15 protein-coding genes are annotated in these 17,819 nt (G+C 46.5%); 11 read left to right on the forward strand and 4 right to left on the reverse strand.

What is annotated here, in order from left to right:
- Positions 1–67 precede the first annotated feature (67 nt).
- Positions 68–1,273: a nitrate/nitrite transporter gene (locus tag P3X63_RS02075; protein WP_026585813.1), complete on the reverse strand. Its 1,206-nt coding sequence runs from the start codon at positions 1,271–1,273 to the stop codon at positions 68–70.
- A 119-nt stretch (positions 1,274–1,392) separates the two neighbouring features.
- Positions 1,393–2,640 carry an MFS transporter gene (locus tag P3X63_RS02080; protein WP_277692396.1) on the reverse strand — a complete coding sequence of 416 codons (1,248 nt, stop codon included), beginning with the start codon at positions 2,638–2,640 and terminating at the stop codon, positions 1,393–1,395.
- Positions 2,641–2,893: 253 nt separating this feature from the next.
- Here P3X63_RS02080 and P3X63_RS02085 point away from each other — a divergent pair, with 253 nt between their 5' ends.
- The 3 genes from P3X63_RS02085 (at position 2,894) to P3X63_RS02095 (ending at position 6,259) form a co-directional block, all read left to right on the forward strand.
- Positions 2,894–3,856 carry an L-lactate dehydrogenase gene (locus P3X63_RS02085; protein WP_026585814.1) on the forward strand — a complete coding sequence of 321 codons (963 nt, stop codon included), beginning with the start codon at positions 2,894–2,896 and terminating at the stop codon, positions 3,854–3,856.
- Between the two features lie 30 nt (positions 3,857–3,886).
- On the forward strand, positions 3,887–5,509 hold the full coding sequence (locus P3X63_RS02090) for an L-lactate permease (protein ID WP_277692397.1): 1,623 nt from the start codon (positions 3,887–3,889) through the stop codon (positions 5,507–5,509).
- Between the two features lie 111 nt (positions 5,510–5,620).
- The gene (locus P3X63_RS02095) at positions 5,621–6,259 is read left to right on the forward strand and encodes a LysE family translocator (protein WP_277692874.1); all 639 of its coding nucleotides are present in this window, start codon (positions 5,621–5,623) and stop codon (positions 6,257–6,259) included.
- A 6-nt stretch (positions 6,260–6,265) separates the two neighbouring features.
- On the opposite strand, the gene P3X63_RS02100 is transcribed toward P3X63_RS02095, so the two are convergent.
- A complete protein-coding gene (locus P3X63_RS02100; protein WP_026585817.1) occupies positions 6,266–7,597 on the reverse strand; it encodes an amino acid permease in 1,332 nt (443 codons plus the stop codon).
- A gap of 163 nt (positions 7,598–7,760) precedes the next feature.
- Here P3X63_RS02100 and nadE point away from each other — a divergent pair, with 163 nt between their 5' ends.
- The 8 genes from nadE to P3X63_RS02140 all read left to right on the forward strand — a co-directional run bounded on the left by nadE (position 7,761) and on the right by P3X63_RS02140 (position 16,933).
- The gene (gene nadE, locus P3X63_RS02105; protein WP_026585818.1) at positions 7,761–8,579 is read left to right on the forward strand and encodes an ammonia-dependent NAD(+) synthetase; all 819 of its coding nucleotides are present in this window, start codon (positions 7,761–7,763) and stop codon (positions 8,577–8,579) included.
- A gap of 270 nt (positions 8,580–8,849) precedes the next feature.
- Positions 8,850–9,407 carry a shikimate kinase gene (locus P3X63_RS02110; protein WP_026585819.1) on the forward strand — a complete coding sequence of 186 codons (558 nt, stop codon included), beginning with the start codon at positions 8,850–8,852 and terminating at the stop codon, positions 9,405–9,407.
- A 34-nt stretch (positions 9,408–9,441) separates the two neighbouring features.
- On the forward strand, positions 9,442–10,071 hold the full coding sequence (locus P3X63_RS02115) for a Vat family streptogramin A O-acetyltransferase (RefSeq protein ID WP_026585820.1): 630 nt from the start codon (positions 9,442–9,444) through the stop codon (positions 10,069–10,071).
- Positions 10,072–10,321: 250 nt separating this feature from the next.
- Complete coding sequence (locus tag P3X63_RS02120) at positions 10,322–11,092, forward strand: nucleotidyltransferase domain-containing protein (RefSeq protein WP_277692875.1); 771 nt, start codon at positions 10,322–10,324, stop codon at positions 11,090–11,092.
- Positions 11,093–11,473: 381 nt separating this feature from the next.
- Positions 11,474–12,385 carry a proline dehydrogenase family protein gene (locus P3X63_RS02125; RefSeq protein ID WP_179115672.1) on the forward strand — a complete coding sequence of 304 codons (912 nt, stop codon included), beginning with the start codon at positions 11,474–11,476 and terminating at the stop codon, positions 12,383–12,385.
- Positions 12,386–12,408: 23 nt separating this feature from the next.
- Positions 12,409–13,959: an L-glutamate gamma-semialdehyde dehydrogenase gene (gene pruA, locus P3X63_RS02130; protein WP_026585823.1), complete on the forward strand. Its 1,551-nt coding sequence runs from the start codon at positions 12,409–12,411 to the stop codon at positions 13,957–13,959.
- A gap of 114 nt (positions 13,960–14,073) precedes the next feature.
- The gene (gene putP / locus P3X63_RS02135; protein ID WP_277692876.1) at positions 14,074–15,522 is read left to right on the forward strand and encodes a sodium/proline symporter PutP; all 1,449 of its coding nucleotides are present in this window, start codon (positions 14,074–14,076) and stop codon (positions 15,520–15,522) included.
- 166 nt (positions 15,523–15,688) lie between these two features.
- Positions 15,689–16,933 carry a PucR family transcriptional regulator gene (locus P3X63_RS02140; RefSeq protein WP_026585825.1) on the forward strand — a complete coding sequence of 415 codons (1,245 nt, stop codon included), beginning with the start codon at positions 15,689–15,691 and terminating at the stop codon, positions 16,931–16,933.
- Positions 16,934–16,976: 43 nt separating this feature from the next.
- Here the strand turns inward: P3X63_RS02140 and P3X63_RS02145 are convergent, their stop codons facing one another.
- Positions 16,977–17,819 (reverse strand): TIGR03943 family putative permease subunit, encoded by an 843-nt coding sequence (locus P3X63_RS02145; protein WP_077735748.1) that lies wholly within the window; start codon positions 17,817–17,819, stop codon positions 16,977–16,979.

Genomic DNA, 17,819 nt, shown 5'->3' on the forward strand with positions numbered 1-17,819 from the left:
AAAGGCACAACACAAAAGCTGGAGCTCCGCTCTGGACGGTTTGCCAGCTTTAGTGTTGAGGGTTGTTTTAAATCCGTATCGATTTCTCTTCGGCTTTCCATTGTTTTCTCCAGCCGGCTTGAGCGAGTAATAGCAGTCCAAGCGCTAAAAAAGCGATGATGGTGAAGGTGAGGAAGCCGCTTGAATAGGTGCCGGTTAGTTGTTTTAGCGTTCCGAGAATATTCGGCAGAACGAATCCGCCGATTCCTCCGGCAGCGCCGACGATGCCTGTCACCATCCCGATTTCTTTATGGAAGCGTTGGGGAACAAGCTGGAATATCGCGCCGTTTCCCATTCCGAGACAGCCCATTCCGATAAACAAGGCAGCCGTGACAACCCCGAGCGAAGGCAGCATACTGACGGAGAACATGCAAAGCGCCACACCGACAAACAGAAACTGGAGCAGCCGCACGCCGCCTATTTTGTCGGCAATCCAGCCGCCGACAGGGCGAAGGCAGCTTCCCGAGGCCACCACAAGCGTTACAAATTCGCCGGCCCTGACCGCAGGGACGGAATACTGGGACGCGAAGAAATAGCTTAAAAAGTTTGACAGGCCGACAAATCCCCCGAATGTCACACTGTACAAAAGGCAAAAATACCATGTATCCCTTTCTTTAAAGACAGCAAAGTATTCTTTGATCGGCTTTGGCTTTGGCTGATTTGGCGGCTCTTTCGCCAGCAAAAAGTAGGTAAACAACACGATTGTCAACGGAATCAGCGCCAACCCCATCACACCGTTCCAGCCCACATGCTCTGCAATGCGCGGACCGAACAGTGTGGCAAGCAGTGTGCCGCTGTTTCCCGCCCCGGCTATCCCCATGGCAAGACCCTGCAAGTGGGGAGGATACCAGCGGCTCGCCATTGGAAGGGAAGCAGAAAAGCTTGCTCCCGCCACCCCCAGCAAAATGCCGATGACATACAGCTCGCCGATCGTTGATCCGAACTGCCACCCCCAAATCAGCGGAATCATCGTTACAAACATGCCGCCGATGGCCGTCTTCTTCGGACCGTAGCGATCGGTTAAAATGCCTAAAACAATCCGGAAAACAGAACCGGCCAATGTCGGGATGGCCACAATCAATCCAACTTGTGAAGGCGACAAGTCAAAATCCGCCGTTATATAAACGCCGAGCGCCCCGAGCAATACCCAAATCATAAAGCTGACATCAAAATATAAAAAAGATGACAACAAGGAAGGAGCATGCCCGCTCTTCCGCAAATCCGCCAATTTCAATTGCAACACTCCCCATTCGATAGATTCTAATTGTAATCATGACAAAATCAAATGAGGCTGGCAGTATTCTTGTCAGCTTTACTTACAAACTAAAAGATTGAATATTTAAAATACTAATTTTAAACAGCTTTATCGGTTGTGTTTGGAGCAGGTGAAGAATGATCGTCCAAAAATCGAAAGCAGGGCAGCAGTATCCCGAGGCTTCCCGTCACAAAAATGATGGCGCCGATCATGAAAAACAGCGGCCGTATCCCAAGCATTTCGCTGAACCTCCCCGCAAATAAGACACCGATCATCATCGTTCCGCGAATGATAAAGAGGCGAACGGAGAGAACTTTTCCTAAAAAGTGTTGAGGGACCTGTTTTTGGTACAGTGAGGTGTTGTGGACGCTGAAAAAGGGAATTGTAACCCCTGCGGCAGCTTCAATCATGACGGCGGCCCATATCTCCGTCACAAAACCGAGGGCAATGTAGGAAAGACCTCCTGCGGCGAGTGCGCCAAGCATCATCAAGCGGCGGTTTTTCAATCCGCCAAGCCTTCCCGCCGCTATCGAGCCGCAGAAATAACCGAGCGGAAATGCAGCCATAAAGCAGCCGTATTCCAGTTCACTCCCGCCGAGTTCCTCCAGTACATACGGAACGTTGAGAACCATCGTGACGCCTACGCCGAACTGGACAAAGGCGAGAAAAAAGCCGAGCCAGACGAGCAAACGACGCGTAAAGAAATAGCGGATTCCGCCTGATAACTGTGTCAGCCAGCTCTGTCCTCCGCCGGTTTGTTCGATTCGTTCCTCTTTCAGTTTCAAAAGGAGAAATGCGCTTAACAAAAAGAAAAATGAAGCCGCAGCAAGCGTGTTTTCCGGACCGAGCCAGGCGGCCAAAAGCCCTCCGATCGGCGGTGCGATAAATCCCATCAGCCGCAATGTTCCGTCGATATAAGCATTGGCTTTGATGAGCTGTTCCTCTTTCACGAGGGCGGGAATCAGCGCCGTTCCTGCAGGAGCGTAGAGAGGCTGAATGAGCCCGATCACCGCCTGCAGGAGTAAGAGGTTCCAGACTTCAAGCTTCCCGAGCGACATCATCGCGATTGGGAAAAGGAATGCGAATGCGCGTGTCAGCTGGGAGAACAGCATCGTTTTCTTTCTGCTCCACAGGTCAATAAAAGGGCCGATCACAAGCTGCAAGGCAAGTGAAGGGATGAAATAGACCAGCCAAAACCCGCTCATGACAAGCTTGGAACCCGTCAATTCAAAGACAAGCAAAGCATTGGAAAGGGCTCCGATGGCGCCGCCGAGCTCTGATACAGCCTGTCCCAGCCATAGGGAGAGAAACGATTGATTCTGAATAAAAGTCACCGTCTTTGGCATTTCTATTTCTCCTTCTTTTGAAACGGTGGTCGTTAATGGTTGAATTGTATAATTTTCGGTGTTTATATTCAAGGAAAAGGAATAATTTTACCCAAAAATGTAGAAAAATAAGGAATAAATGATTAGTGACACAAAAAAGACAAAAATATAAATGCATAAGTATTGAAAAAGTATGTGAAATATTGCACAATTTAAATGTGAAATACTTCACAAACAACTTAGATTGAAAACAATCGGTAAAGGATGATGTAAAATGACAAATCAAAATGTGAATCGTACTGTATTAATCGGTGCCGGATTTGTTGGAAGCAGTTATGCATATACGTTAATCAACCAAGGAATCACAGACGAACTTGTGATCATTGATTTAAATAAAGATAAAGCAATGGGCGATGTGATGGACTTAAACCACGGGAAGGCATTTGCGCCGCATCCTGTGAAAACATGGTACGGCACGTATGAAGACTGCAAAGACGCCGATATTGTCTGCGTTTGTGCAGGAGCAAACCAAAAGCCCGGGGAAACCCGGCTGGATTTGGTAGAGAAGAACCTCAAGATTTTCAAAGGCATCATCGGGGAAGTCATGGCCAGCGGATTTGACGGCATTTTCTTAGTCGCGACAAACCCGGTTGACATTCTCACATATGCGACTTGGAAATTCAGCGGCCTGCCGAAGGAACGGGTCATCGGAAGCGGCACGACTCTGGACACCGCCCGTTTCCGCTACCTGCTCAGCGAATATTTCGGTGTCGCCGCTCACAATGCGCACGGCTATATCATCGGTGAGCACGGAGATACGGAGCTGCCTGTCTGGAGCCATGCCAATATCGGCGGCGTTCCCGTCAGCGATTTGCTGAAAAGAAATGAGAACTACAAAGCGGAAGATCTTGATGAACTGTTTGACAATGTGAAAAACGCCGCCTACCACATTATCGAGAAAAAAGGTGCGACATATTACGGAGTTGCCATGAGTCTGGCGCGCATCACGAGAGCCATTTACCGCAATGAAGAAGCGATCTTGACCGTGAGCGCTCATCTTGACGGTGAATTTGGCGAAAATGATGTTTATATCGGAGTTCCGGCGGTTGTCGGCCGAGGCGGAGCGAGGGAAATTGTTGAACTTGAACTGAATGAAAAAGAAAAAGAGCAATTTAAGCATAGTGCTGGTGTGTTAAAAGCCATTTTAAAACCGCATTTTGAAATGCAGGCGCAATAAAACATCATGAAGATTGTGAGATGATGAACAATGTGGCAGCAGGTATACGATCCGTTTGGGAATCTGTTTCTCAGCGCTTTTGCCGCCATTCTGCCGATTCTTTTCTTTCTCCTTGCACTGACCGTGTTGAAGATGAAAGGAATCATCGCGTCATTTGTGACGCTGGCGGTCAGCTTTATTGTAGCGGTGTTCTTTTTTCACATGCCGGCTGCAAAAGCTGTCTCCGCCGTTTTTCTTGGAATTGCTAACGGCCTCTGGCCGATCGGATATATTGTCCTGATGGCTGTATGGCTTTACAAACTTTCCGTCAAAACCGGAAAGTTTAAAGTGATCAGAGCGAGCATTGCCGGAATTTCGTCTGACCAGCGGCTTCAGCTATTGCTGATCGGGTTCAGTTTTAACGCCTTTTTGGAAGGCGCGGCAGGTTTCGGCGTGCCGATTGCGATCAGTGCCGTTCTTCTAGTCGAGCTTGGTTTTAAACCTTTGAAAGCGGCATCCCTATGTTTGATTGCGAATGCGGCATCCGGCGCTTTTGGAGCGATCGGAATTCCGGTGATCACAGGAGCGCAGATGGGAGGCTTGACACCGGTTGAGCTTTCCAGAACGCTCGCCTTGATGCTTCCGGTCATCGCCTTCTTTGTCCCGTTCCTGCTCGTTTTCATATTGGATGGGTTTAAAGGAATAAGAGAAACGCTGCCGGCCCTTCTCGTATTAAGCGGAAGCTATACGGCGGTGCAGACTCTGACGATGATTGGATTGGGACCGGAGCTGGCCGACATTTTGGCCGCTTTAATCAGCATGGGAGCGCTGGCGCTGTTCTTGAAAAAATGGCAGCCGCGTCACATATACAGGGAAGCCGGGAATGAACATGAACCCGCTGAGAAATATCATGCAGCAGACATTATAAAAGCCTGGTCTCCGTTTTATATTTTGACCGCCGTCATTGCGGTATGGAGCCTCCCCGGTTTCAAGGGGCTCTTTCAGGAAGGCGGGGTGCTGAAGCAGACGACGATCTTATTCAACATGCCTTTTCTTCACCGGGAAGTGCTGAAAACGCCGCCGATATCCCCGGAAGCGGCACCGCTTGATGCCGTGATGAAGCTTGACTTCATTTCAGCGACGGGGACGGCCATTCTGATCGCTGTGATCATCACGATTGTGCTGAGCCGAAACATCAGTTTCCGCGGAGGACTCTCCTGTTTGAAAGAAACGGTCAGGGAATTGTGGCTTCCCGTTCTCACCATTTGCTTTGTGATGGGTTTTGCAAACCTGGCCAATTATGCCGGATTGAGTTCAACCATTGGACTGGCGCTAGCCAAAGCGGGGGACATCTTTCCGTTCGTCAGTCCCGTATTGGGCTGGATCGGTGTCTTTATCACAGGTTCAGTCGTCAGCAACAATGCATTATTCGGCCACTTGCAAGCTGTCACCGGAGCGCAAATCGGGACAAGTTCGGCGCTATTGCTTGCCGCCAATACCGCGGGCGGTGTGATGGCCAAGCTGATTTCACCGCAGTCGATTGCGATTGCAACAGCTGCCGTTCAAAAGACAGGGGAGGAATCAAAGCTTTTCAGCCAAACCGTTAAATACAGCTTGATCCTGCTTCTCATCATTTGCATTTGGACATTTGTGCTTTCAAAGCTTGCCATATAAAGAAGAGCCTTTTCCCGTAATGGGAAAAGGCTCTTTATGCTGCCTGTTCTATCATGTCCTCTTTTTGAATACATTGTACAAGTTATCCGCGGAAGGGGGGGACGCGATGTGTTGAACATCTTCCTAAGCTATGTATTTTTGGGCTTGTCATTGGCTGCGCCGGTCGGTCCGGTCAATGCGGCACAGATTGACAGAGGGATGAAAGGGGGGTTTTTGCATGCTTGGCTGTTTGGACTCGGCGCGGTTTCGGCTGATGTCTTATACATGGTGCTGATTTATTTCGGTGTTGCTCAATTTCTGACTGTGCCATTTTTAAAAACGTTTTTATGGCTGTTTGGTTTTTTTGTTTTAACCTATACGGGAATCGAAAGCCTGATCAAGGCCAAGGAAGTTTCGTTGATGAGAGGCGTCAAAGAGCAAGGGACCTATCGCAAATCCTTTTTGTCCGGATTGGTGATTTCTCTTTCAAACCCTCTCAGCATCATGTTTTGGCTTGGCATTTACGGAAGAATTCTGGCGAAAACGATTGAGGCTTATGCATCCTATCAGCTGTTGATATGCAGTTCAGGCATTTTAATCGGCCTTTTTTTGTGGGATTTGGCGATGTCCTTTCTGGCCGGGACGCTCAGAACATTTTTAAGCCCGGGGATGATACAGGCGACGACATGGATCGCCGGCATCACATTAATCGTGTTCGGCTGCTACTTCGGGTATCAAGGATTTCAACAACTGATCCAGCCGGCGCACTAAAGAAGGTCAGGGCTTGTTTTGCCCTTGTCCGTGATCCCATTTCCTTTTCATCAAAAGCGTTACACATGCGATGATCGCAAGAAACAAAAGACTGACAAAAAAGCCCGGACGGCTGTTTTTTTCAAATAACGTACCGGAAATCGCGAATAAAATCAGTATAAGCGCTGCCGCAATTTGAACATGTCCTTTTAGCTTCGGCTTCGTCAGTTTTTTACTTGAAAAAAGGATGAACATCCAATTGTACAGCAGCATCAAACTGGCGGCCGTAGTCATATGCTCGTACAGCGCTTTTGGAAGCAAGAGCGACAAAATGATCGAAGCGGCGAGCACAAGCACCGTCAGCCCCAGTGCCGGCCATGATACTTTTGCTTGTTCCTTTTTTGCAAAACAGGATGGTGCATCACCGTTTTTCGCCATTGTCCCCATCAGTGTTGTGACGGCAAACAACGATGCGGTCAGCGTAGAAAATCCGGCAATGATGAAGATGCCGTTGAAAATGTCCATCACCAAATTCAAATGGAAATCTTTTAATGAGGTGATAAACGGACTGTTCTGTTCAGTAAAAGCATGATGCGGAACGAGCAGCATGGCCAGGCCGATCGAGACGACGTAAATGGAGGCCAGTGTGATGAGCATCAGACTGCCAGACTTCGGCGAGTCTTTCGGATCCTTTAAATGAATCGCCATCAGTCCCATGACCTCAATTCCGCCATAAGCGTAAAATGTGTATATCAGCCCTGTCCACAACCCCATGAAGCCGAAAGGAAACAGTTCATCCATCCGGTCGGGGAGCTGTGCATCAGGTGTTTTTCCGGGAAGAACACCGCATAAGGCCAGGACAGCGATAATGATAAACATCAAAATAGCCGCCGTTTTCAGGACAGCCAGAAGGTTTTCCGTTTTTTCGAAGCTGCTGCGTCCCGTGAAAATCACGATCAAGCCGAGAACAGCATAAATGGATGCAAACACCCACAGAGGAATTTGCTCAAACCAATGGCGCGTAAACAAAGAAATCGCTGTCAGCTGGCTTCCGATGATCAGCATTTCAGAAGACCAGTAGACCCAGCCGTTGCTGAAACCGGCCCATCTGCCAAATGCTTCTCTTGCATAGGAACAAAAAGACCCTTCAACCGGATGATCTGCTGTCAGTTTAGCGAGCTGCTGAAACACGAGAAAGGTTCCGAGCGCTGCAAGAAGAAAAGCGGCTAGGACGGAAAAGCCGCTTTTCTTTATGGCAATGCTTGACCCCAGAAAAAAACCCGTTCCGATCGTGCAGCCGACTCCGATCAATGACAGCTGCCACCATTTCAAATCACCTTTTGACACTTGTTGTTTCACTAGTTTCAACCCCTCTGATGTCATCGTTATTTTGCCTTGTGCGCCTTTTTTTATGCACCTAATTGTCCATGGCGCCCCGCGTGGATATTCACTTCAAAACGAAACATGTGCTATAGTTAAAGTAGAATAAATCGGTTCATTCACGCATAAGGAGGAATGACGGATGTCTTTGCAAGAAAAAATCATCAATGAACTGAATGTAAAGCCTTCTATTGATCCAAAACAGGAGATTGAGAAACGGGTGGGCTTTTTAAAGAGCTATTTGAAAAAAACCGGAGCTAAAGGCTTTGTTCTCGGAATAAGCGGAGGGCAGGATTCATCGCTTGCAGGACGACTCGCCCAGCTGGCTGTCGAAGAGCTGAGGTCTGAAGGAGTGCAGGCTGAATTTATTGCGGTCCGCCTGCCTTACGGTGTTCAACAGGACGAAGATGACGCCCAGCTGGCCTTGAAGTTTATTCAGCCGGACAAGTCGCTGGCGTTTGATATTGCGTCAACGGTCGAATCCTTTGTTTCCCAGTTTAAAGCTGTTACCGGTGAAGCGCTTGCCGATTTTCATAAAGGCAATGTCAAAGCGCGGGTACGGATGATTACACAGTATGCGATCGGCGGCCAGCATCAATTGCTGGTGATCGGAACAGACCATGCGGCGGAAGCTGTTACCGGCTTTTTCACAAAGTATGGAGACGGAGGCGCGGATCTTTTGCCGCTGACAGGGCTGACGAAACGCCAGGGCAGCAGCCTGCTTGAGGAGCTCGGCGCGCCTGAACGTCTTTATACGAAATCGCCGACAGCCGATTTGCTGGATGAAAAACCTCAGCAAGCCGACGAAACAGAGCTCGGCCTCACATATCAGAATATTGACGATTACCTGGAAGGAAAACCGGTTTCCGGCGATGTGGCCGAGGCGATTGAAAAACGCTACATCGCGTCAGAGCATAAGCGCCAGGTGCCTGCGTCAATGTTTGATGATTGGTGGAAATAAAGAAGCACGAAAATATCTGTGTCCTAATGATGAGAAAGCTGGTGATGAGGGCCTTTGCAGGTTCAATTCGCCAGCTTTTTTAAGTTCAGCATCACCGTGGCTAAAATGAGTGATGCTGCTCCGCATTTATTCCGGTGGTCGATTCGTTATCAGCGTTGTAAGGAGAAGAATGGAGTGCGACAGCCTTTTCTTCTATATCATTAAAACGGGATTTGTCATATACTAATGATATTGTTGATTCCTTTAGACAAGGGGGAGTAAAGCCTAGAGATGAATACCAAAAGATCCATCCATGTGGGAGAAAAAAACATCGTACTGATCGGATTTATGGGCGTCGGCAAAACGACGATCGGCAAGTTGGTCGCCAACAAACTGTCCCGCGAGTTTGTTGATATTGATCAAGAAATTGAACGAGATTTTCAGATGAGCATTCCCGAAATGTTCACACAAAAAGGGGAAGCCTTTTTTCGGAAGACAGAAAAAGAATATATTGTTCATATGTGTGAACATACAGAAGGTAAAATCGTTTCTCTTGGAGGCGGCTCTTTTCAGCAGGAGGAGATCAGGGAGAAGTGTCTTGAACACTGCTTCGTCATTTTCCTTGATTTAACATGGGAGAACTGGAAGAAGCGGATCGATTTGCTGCTTGAAAACAGGCCGATTCTTCACAACCGCTCAATTGAACAGGTGGAACAGCTGTTCAATGAAAGAAAAAGCATTTATGCCCATCACCACTTTAGAGTTGAAACCGACAATCGTTCCGCCGAAGAGGTCGCCGACTCCATTGCAGATGCGCTGAAGCAGGGCGGGGAGCTTTCTCAGCCTTAAACAAACGTTTAATTAAGCTGAAGGGGTGTACTTGATGAATGGACCGAATCCAAGAGAAGCCCGCCCGATAGCGGGCAATCAACATGTGCAGTTTATTAACAATACGGTCACAAGGCCGAATATCATCGTCGGAGATTATACATATTACGATGCAAAACACGGAGAGTCGTTTGAAGAACAAGTGCTGTACCATTATGAAATCCTTGGCGACCGTTTAATCATCGGAAAGTTCTGTTCAATTGCGCCAGGCGTTCAATTCATCATGAACGGAGCCAATCACCGTATGGACGGTTCGACATATCCTTTTAACATTTTCGGCCATGGGTGGGAAAAGCACACGCCTGCATTGGAGGAACTTCCGTTTAAAGGGGATACTGTCATCGGCCATGATGTATGGATCGGCATGGATGCGGTCATCATGCCCGGCGTGACAATCGGCGACGGTGCGATCGTTGCGGCTCAATCGGTTGTGACAAAGGATGTGCCTCCATATACAATCATCGGCGGAAACCCGGCTAAACAAATTAAAAAACGGTTTTCCGATGATGTCATCGCTGCCTGGCTGGACATCCAGTGGTGGAATTGGGACATCGAGCAGATCAACAGACGGATCGATGACATTGTCAATGGCAATATCGAAGCGTTAAAAAAACACATCAGATGAAACATAGAGACAATGATCAGACAGATGATTGTCTTTTTTCGTTATTTGCCTAGTGTGCTTGTTTGACTGTTTGTCCTTTTGATACAGTATATGTGCCCGGGATGAGTATCACGTTTTCCGCCCCGCCGCCGCTGTTTTTGATAAAGGACGTGTCAACAAGAAAAGCAGCAGCAATCTCTTTTATTCCAATCATTACAAAAATATGTAAAATCCTTAATGATAGAAACAGTAGACTGGCGGTGTATTGATGATGAAACAACAGATTCAAGAAGAGCTGAAAAACATTGAAACAACATATGGCGTCAAAATCCTCTATGCGGTCGAATCAGGCAGCAGAGCATGGGGCTTTCCTTCACAGGACAGCGATTACGATGTCAGATTTATTTATGTCCACCAAAAAGACTGGTATCTATCGATTGATGCAAAGCGTGATGTGATTGAACCGCCGATCGATGATCTGCTCGATATCAGCGGCTGGGAGGTCACGAAAGCTTTAAGGCTGTTTCGGAAATCCAACCCTCCGCTGCTCGAATGGCTTTCTTCAGGAACCGTCTATTATGAAGCCTATTCTTGGGCGGAAAACATGAGAAAGTTGAAGAACCGCGCCTTTTCTCCAGCTTCATGTATGTATCATTATCTCAACATGGCATCGGGGAATTTCCGCCACTACCTGCAGCGGGAAGAGGTGAAAATCAAAAAATATTTCTATGTTCTCCGCCCGATCCTGGCCTGCCAGTGGATTGAAAGCCGTCAGACGGTGCCTCCGATTGAATTTCAGACGTTGCTCGAGGAACTTGTTGAAGACGGACCGCTTAAAGCGGAAATCCATCATTTGCTTGACAGGAAAAGGAAGGGGGAGGAGTTTTCTCTTGAGCCTCAAAATCCCATGCTTCACGAGTTTATCGAAAAAGAACTTGAGCGGCTGCAGCCGGCGGCGAAGGCCTTTAAAACTGGCCGGGAAGATTTGACGCCAGAGCTTGACAGACTGTTCAGAGAAACGCTAGACGAGGTGTGGGCATAACATGATATTCCCTTTAAGTATTCTTAAAGGGGTTTTTTCTTTGCCTTTTTGGGGAAATCGTTCAATATAACAGAAAACGCTTTCAAAATTATTTTTCTTCAATAGGAAAGCACAGCCGTATAAGAGGAGATCATCACCGGCACAGCTGAATAAGCATCCTGTTCTTTACCAAAGTTTTCTCCTGATTCTATTGTCGTATACCTTTTAAAATTTTAGGTATAAAGTTTCTGATTAAATCCCAGCACATGTAAAACATTGTGGGAAAAACACAAAAATCGTCAGCTTTTTTGTTTTTTCGAAATATTGTGAATCGACCCTCAGCTCCTATAAAATGAAGAATATAAAGATAATTTCATGAGATGGCGGGGTGTGATAATGGAAGTGATAACAAGAGACTTTTTTCTATTCTTATCTAAAAGCAGCATCCTGAATCGCCTGGCGAGAAATTGGGGGAGTTCTGTAGCGACCGGAAAAATTATCGGAGGAAAGGATTTTGAAGCTTCGATTCCGATTATCAGAAAGCTTAATGAGCAAGGGTTGACTGTTACAGTTGATCATTTAGGCGAGTTTGTCGACAGCAGAGAAGTCGCAAGAGAACGCACACAGGAATGTATTCGGGCCATACAGTTGATCGCACAGGAAAAGCTGAAGTCACACGTTTCCTTAAAGATGACTTCGCTGGGACTCGATATTGATCTCGATCTTGTCAGAGACAATATGACGAGCATTTTGGACTGTGCTGAGCAGCATCAGGTAATGGTAACGATTGACATGGAGGATGAAGTCCGCTGTCAAAAGACGCTCGACTTGTTTAAGGAGTTCAGACAGCGGTATGAGTATGTCAGCACCGTTCTCCAAGCTTATTTATACCGGACTGAACAGGATTTGGAGGAATTAAATCAATACGATCCGTTTTTCCGTCTTGTGAAGGGAGCTTATAAGGAATCACCGCAAGTGGCGTTTCCTGATAAAAAAGACGTGGATGAGAATTATAAAAAGCTTATCAAAAAGCAGCTTCTGAGCGGCCATTACACAGCCATCGCAACTCATGATGACAAGATGATTGACTACACCAAAGAACTCGCGAATGAGCATCAAATCGGCAAGGACCGCTTCGAGTTTCAAATGCTGTACGGCATGCGCAACAAAACACAGCTCGAATTAGTGAAAGAGGGCTACAATATGCGCGTGTATCTTCCTTACGGAGACGACTGGTACGGATACTTCATGAGACGGCTTGCCGAGCGGCCTGCAAATATTGCATTTGCATTTAAAGGCATGACCAAGAAATAAAACGATAAGAAGGGGAGATTAGAATGACAACACCTTACAAACATGAACCATTTACAAATTTCGGGATCGAAGAAAACCGGACGGCATTTGAAAAAGCGCTGGAAACGGTAAAAAATGAATGGCTGGGTCAGTCCTATCCTCTTGTTATCGATGGAGAAAGATTTGAAACAGAAGACAAAATCATTTCGATCAACCCGGCAAACAAAGAAGAAGTTGTGGGAAGCGTATCAAAAGCGACTCAGGATCATGCTGAAAAGGCCATCCAAGCGGCTGCAACGGCGTTTGAGACATGGAGATATACAGATCCTGAAGAAAGAGCGGCTGTTTTATTCCGAGCGGCTGCAAAAGTGCGCCGCCTGAAACATGAATTTTCAGCGCTGTTAGTCAAAGAAGCGGGAAAACCATGGAATGAAGCGGATGCGGATACGGCGGAAGCGATTGACTTTATGGAATATTACGCACGTCAAATGATTGAGCTGGCGAAAGGAAAACCTGTCAACAGCCGTGAAGGCGAGCGAAATCAATATGTATATACACCGACTGGGGTAACGGTTGTGATTCCGCCTTGGAACTTCCTTTTTGCCATTATGGCGGGAACGACAGTGGCGCCGATCGTAACTGGAAACACGGTTGTTCTGAAGCCGGCGAGCGCAGCGCCAGTTATTGCCGCAAGATTCGTTGAAGTGCTTGAAGAAAGCGGCCTGCCAAAAGGTGTCGTCAACTTTGTTCCGGGAAGCGGCGCTGAAGTCGGAGATTACCTTGTTGATCATCCGAAAACAAGCATCATCACGTTCACCGGCTCAAGAGAAGTCGGAACGCGCATTTTTGAGCGTGCAGCGAAGGTTCAGCCTGGTCAGACGCATTTAAAACAAGTCATCGCGGAAATGGGCGGAAAAGATACGGTTGTCGTTGATGAAGACTGTGATGTTGAATTAGCTGCACAATCCATTTTCCAATCCGCATTCGGATTTGCCGGTCAAAAATGTTCAGCGGGTTCGCGCGCTGTCGTTCATGAAAAAGTATATGACGAAGTGCTGAAGCGTGTTATCGAAATTACAGAATCCAAGAAAGTCGGAGAGCCTGACAGCGCGGACGTTTATATGGGACCTGTCATCGATCAGGCTTCCTACAACAAGATCATGGATTATATCGAAATCGGCAAACAGGAAGGCCGCCTGGTCAGCGGAGGAAAAGGTGATGATTCAAAAGGATATTTCATCGATCCGACGATCTTTGCCGACTTGGATCCAAAAGCGCGCTTGATGCAGGAAGAAATCTTCGGTCCTGTCGTTGCCTTCTCAAAAGTAAGCAGCTTTGATGAAGCGCTGGAAGTGGCCAACAATACAGAATATGGATTGACGGGAGCGGTCATCACGAAAAACCGCGATCATATCAACCGGGCAAAACAAGAATTCCATGTAGGAAATCTGTATTTCAACCGCAACTGTACAGGTGCGATTGTCGGCTACCATCCGTTTGGCGGATTTAAAATGTCAGGTACGGATTCAAAAGCGGGCGGACCGGATTATCTGGCTCTCCACATGCAGGCAAAAACAATCAGCGAAATGTTCTAAAAAGGGGTAAAATAAGGGGTGAAGGCAGTCGTTAAGGCTGCCTTCAAAATAGAAATATCTGAAAATTTAGACAAAAAACGGCATCTTGGGGGGATTCTTATTCAAAACGCACAATTGATTATTTCAATCGTCATTTATATGGTGGGTATGCTTTATATTGGTTATTACGCGTATAAAAGGACATCAAACCTTTCCGATTATATGCTTGGCGGACGGACGCTCGGCCCCGCTGTTACAGCGCTCAGCGCTGGCGCATCAGACATGAGCGGCTGGCTCTTGATGGGTCTTCCGGGAGCGATGTTTGCCACGGGCCTCAGCGGTTCATGGATCGTAATCGGGCTTGTTCTCGGCGCATGGGCAAACTGGATTTTTGTGGCGCCTCGTTTAAGGTCCTACACTGAAGTAGCGGGTAATTCCATTACAATTCCTGCATTTTTAGAAAACCGCTTTCATGACAAATCAAAGATTCTCCGAATTTTTTCAGGGTTCATTATTATTATCTTCTTTACGTTCTATGTATCATCAGGCATGGTCTCCGGCGGCGTGCTGTTTAACAGCATGTTCAATCTCGAATACCATACTGGCCTTTGGATTATTTCCGGTGTTGTTGTCGCTTACACGCTTTTTGGCGGGTTTTTGGCGGTCAGCTGGACCGACTTTGTCCAAGGCATCATCATGTTTATCGCCTTAATCCTTGTACCAATCGTGACGATTATTCAGACAGGAGGACCGTCTGAAGCCTTTACAGAAATCCGTACAATCGACCCGAACCTTCTCAATATTTTTAAAGGAACGAGCTTCCTCGGCATTATTTCTTTATTTGCATGGGGTCTCGGATACTTTGGACAGCCTCATATTATCGTGCGATTTATGGCGATATCCTCTGTAAAAGAAACAAAAAAAGCGCGTCGAATCGGTATGGGATGGATGATTTTCTCCAGTGTCGGCGCATTGCTGACCGGATTAATCGGACTTGCGTATTATTCGAAGAAAGGGCTTCACTTGGACGACCCGGAAACGATCTTTATTCAATTGGGCAACATTCTGTTTCATCCGCTGATCACAGGCTTTTTGATTTCAGCTATTTTAGCCGCTGTTATGAGTACGATATCCTCTCAGCTGCTTGTCACTTCAAGCTCTTTAACAGAAGATTTGTATAAGACGTTATTCAAACGATCCGCCACTGACAAAGAACTTGTCTTTATCGGCCGCCTCTCTGTGCTAGCCGTATCGGTTGTCGGACTGTGTCTGGCATGGACAAAAAACAATACAATATTGGGGCTTGTCAGCTACGCTTGGGCGGGATTCGGCGCTTCTTTCGGTCCTGTGATTCTCCTGAGCCTATTCTGGAAGAGGATGACGAAATGGGGAGCGCTTGCAGGTATGGTTGCAGGTGCGCTGACCGTTATTATTTGGGCAAGAGCCGGACTTTCCGGATTTCTATATGAAATCATTCCGGGCTTTGCCGCAAGCTTATTGTTTGTCTATGTTGTCAGCCTTCTGACTGCTAAACCGGATCAGCAGGTGGTTGAGGAGTTTGATGAATATAAAAAAGCGATTTGACGGATGATGATGGAGGTGGCTTGAGGCCATTCTCCGTCTCTCTTTTTAGGGGGTTTTATCCCGATTTGGAAAGGGCCGTGCCCATTTTTTAAAAAGTCTGATATAAGTCTATACAAGACTGTAAAGGAGCAGTATGATTAAGTTAAAAACGGGTAGGAGAAAGGATATGGAAGAGCTATTAGAACAAGTTGTTTCTCTTTCAAATATTAATGAGATCATTGATTTTATCAGCGATGAGTTGAAAAAACCGGTCATTTTGGAAAGCGCGGATTTTTTCCTATTAGCCTACAACTCCTATTATATAAACCATTTTGATGCAGCAAACCAGCAAACGATTTTCTCCAAAAAATGTCCGCTTCCGATATTTGAAAAATTTGTCGAAGAAGGTATCATAGATCAATTGAAAACCATTCCGACTCCTTTTCGGGTGAAACAGATTGAGGAAATCGGCCTTAATCAGAGGGTCGTCGTCAGCGCCAAGCATAAAGATGAAATCATGGGTTATATTTGGATTCAGGAAATTGAAAACGATCTCTCTGATGAAGAGCTTGATTTCTTATATCAGGCTTCCTTTCACGTCGGAAAAATCATTTACAAGAAAAAGCGGCTCAAGCAAGAGAAGGAAGAAGAAGCGGAAGAGCTTTATAAAAGAGCGATAAACGACCAGTTTCAAACGGAGAAAGAACTGAAAGCTGCGGCTGATAAAGCCGGTGTTGTTTTGCCTTCCGTGTTTACCGTCATGGTTCTGCAAGTCGTTGACGGCGAGGATGAGCTGCTTGATGATTTGAAGGAGACGATCAGATCGTATTTAAACTTAAAAGACAACATCAGCCATGTTATAGAGGATCATTCCAACATCGCCATCATTGTCGGCAGCGTCTCGCGTAAGCGTTCAGCCCTAGCTGCGGCTTCTGAGCTGATCAACCGGCTTTTGACGCACCTGCGCTCGCAAATGCTTCCCCTCATTTTCATCGGGGTCGGCAATGAATACAGCAGCATGCTGTCGCTTGGAAAAAGCTACCGGGAGGCCCTGCAGGTCACAAAAGCGGCGGAAATCACGGGAAGCCAGGAACACATTCCTTACGAATACCAAAAGCTTGGGCTTTTCAGATACCTTGACCAAATCGCCGCCAAAAACGATCATCTGCAATATGTGAATTCCGACCTGATGCTGTTGAAAGAAAAGGATAAAGAAAGCCACACTGAATTTTTGCGAACCCTTGAAATTTACCTTGTCAATAACTGCAAAGTCAAACCGTCCGCAGAACAGCTGTTTATCCACCAAAACACGCTGAATTACCGCATTAAACAAATACTGGATATGACGTCGATCGATTTGAATGATTTTAACACGAGGTGTCAATTGTTCATCGATTTGATGCTCATGAAAAAAGCCGGCTATAAATCGTAAAGCCGCAATCCGCAAAAAAGCCGGTGCACCACGCACCGGCTTTTTAATAGGTTCTATACACATACGGATCTTTTGGCTGTTTGATTTTTGACCAATCTGTCACTTTCAAAACCGGAATCACAGATTTGAACGGCTGATAATATTCCGATGACAGCGTCCCTTTCACATGAAGCCATTGGTCGTCTTTGATATTCATTTCCTTAGGAAACTCGACCAGCATACCGTAGACGCCCGAATCCGCGATGCAATGAATGATACCAAAGCGGAGGACAAAGAGCTGTTTGTCGTTGATCGATTCGCCTTTAAAAGCAAAACCGTTGAACTCGATCGTTTTATCAAGAAATTCTCCGGGATAGTTATAGATGGTTTCCATACCCTTCAAATAATCTTCATCTTTTAAGGAAATCTGTTTTTTTCCCTTATATTTCTTCAGCGCTTTTTCCATCAGCTCATCGTAGCCGTCCCGGCCGTAATAGATGCTTGTATCCGGGCGCAGATACTGAGTCTGGGCGTAATTGTCAGGCTGTTCAATCGCTTTGAATGAAAAGCCTTTCGATTTGACGATATTCGAATCGAGTGTTGCCGCCGGAAGAAAAAGCCCGGTGCATAATGGGAAAAGAAACACGAAATAAATCAGCATTCTTTTCAGGAAAGGTTTATCTTTCTCATGATCGTGATCATGTCCGCACCCGCAGTCATGGCACTCTTTCTCATCCGTTCCTTTCACATAGATATAGAATTGAACCACTGTCAGAATGGCCAGCAGAAAAATCGCTATATATGAAAGGTAAGCGTATTTCATATTGATATACTTCGTTAAATTCCCTGACGCATGCAGATGAAAAAAGAAAAACGTAAAAAACATTAAAATGAATGTGCGAAACAT

This window comes from Bacillus sp. HSf4, assembly GCF_029537375.1.
GTDB lineage: Bacteria > Bacillota > Bacilli > Bacillales > Bacillaceae > Bacillus > Bacillus sonorensis_A.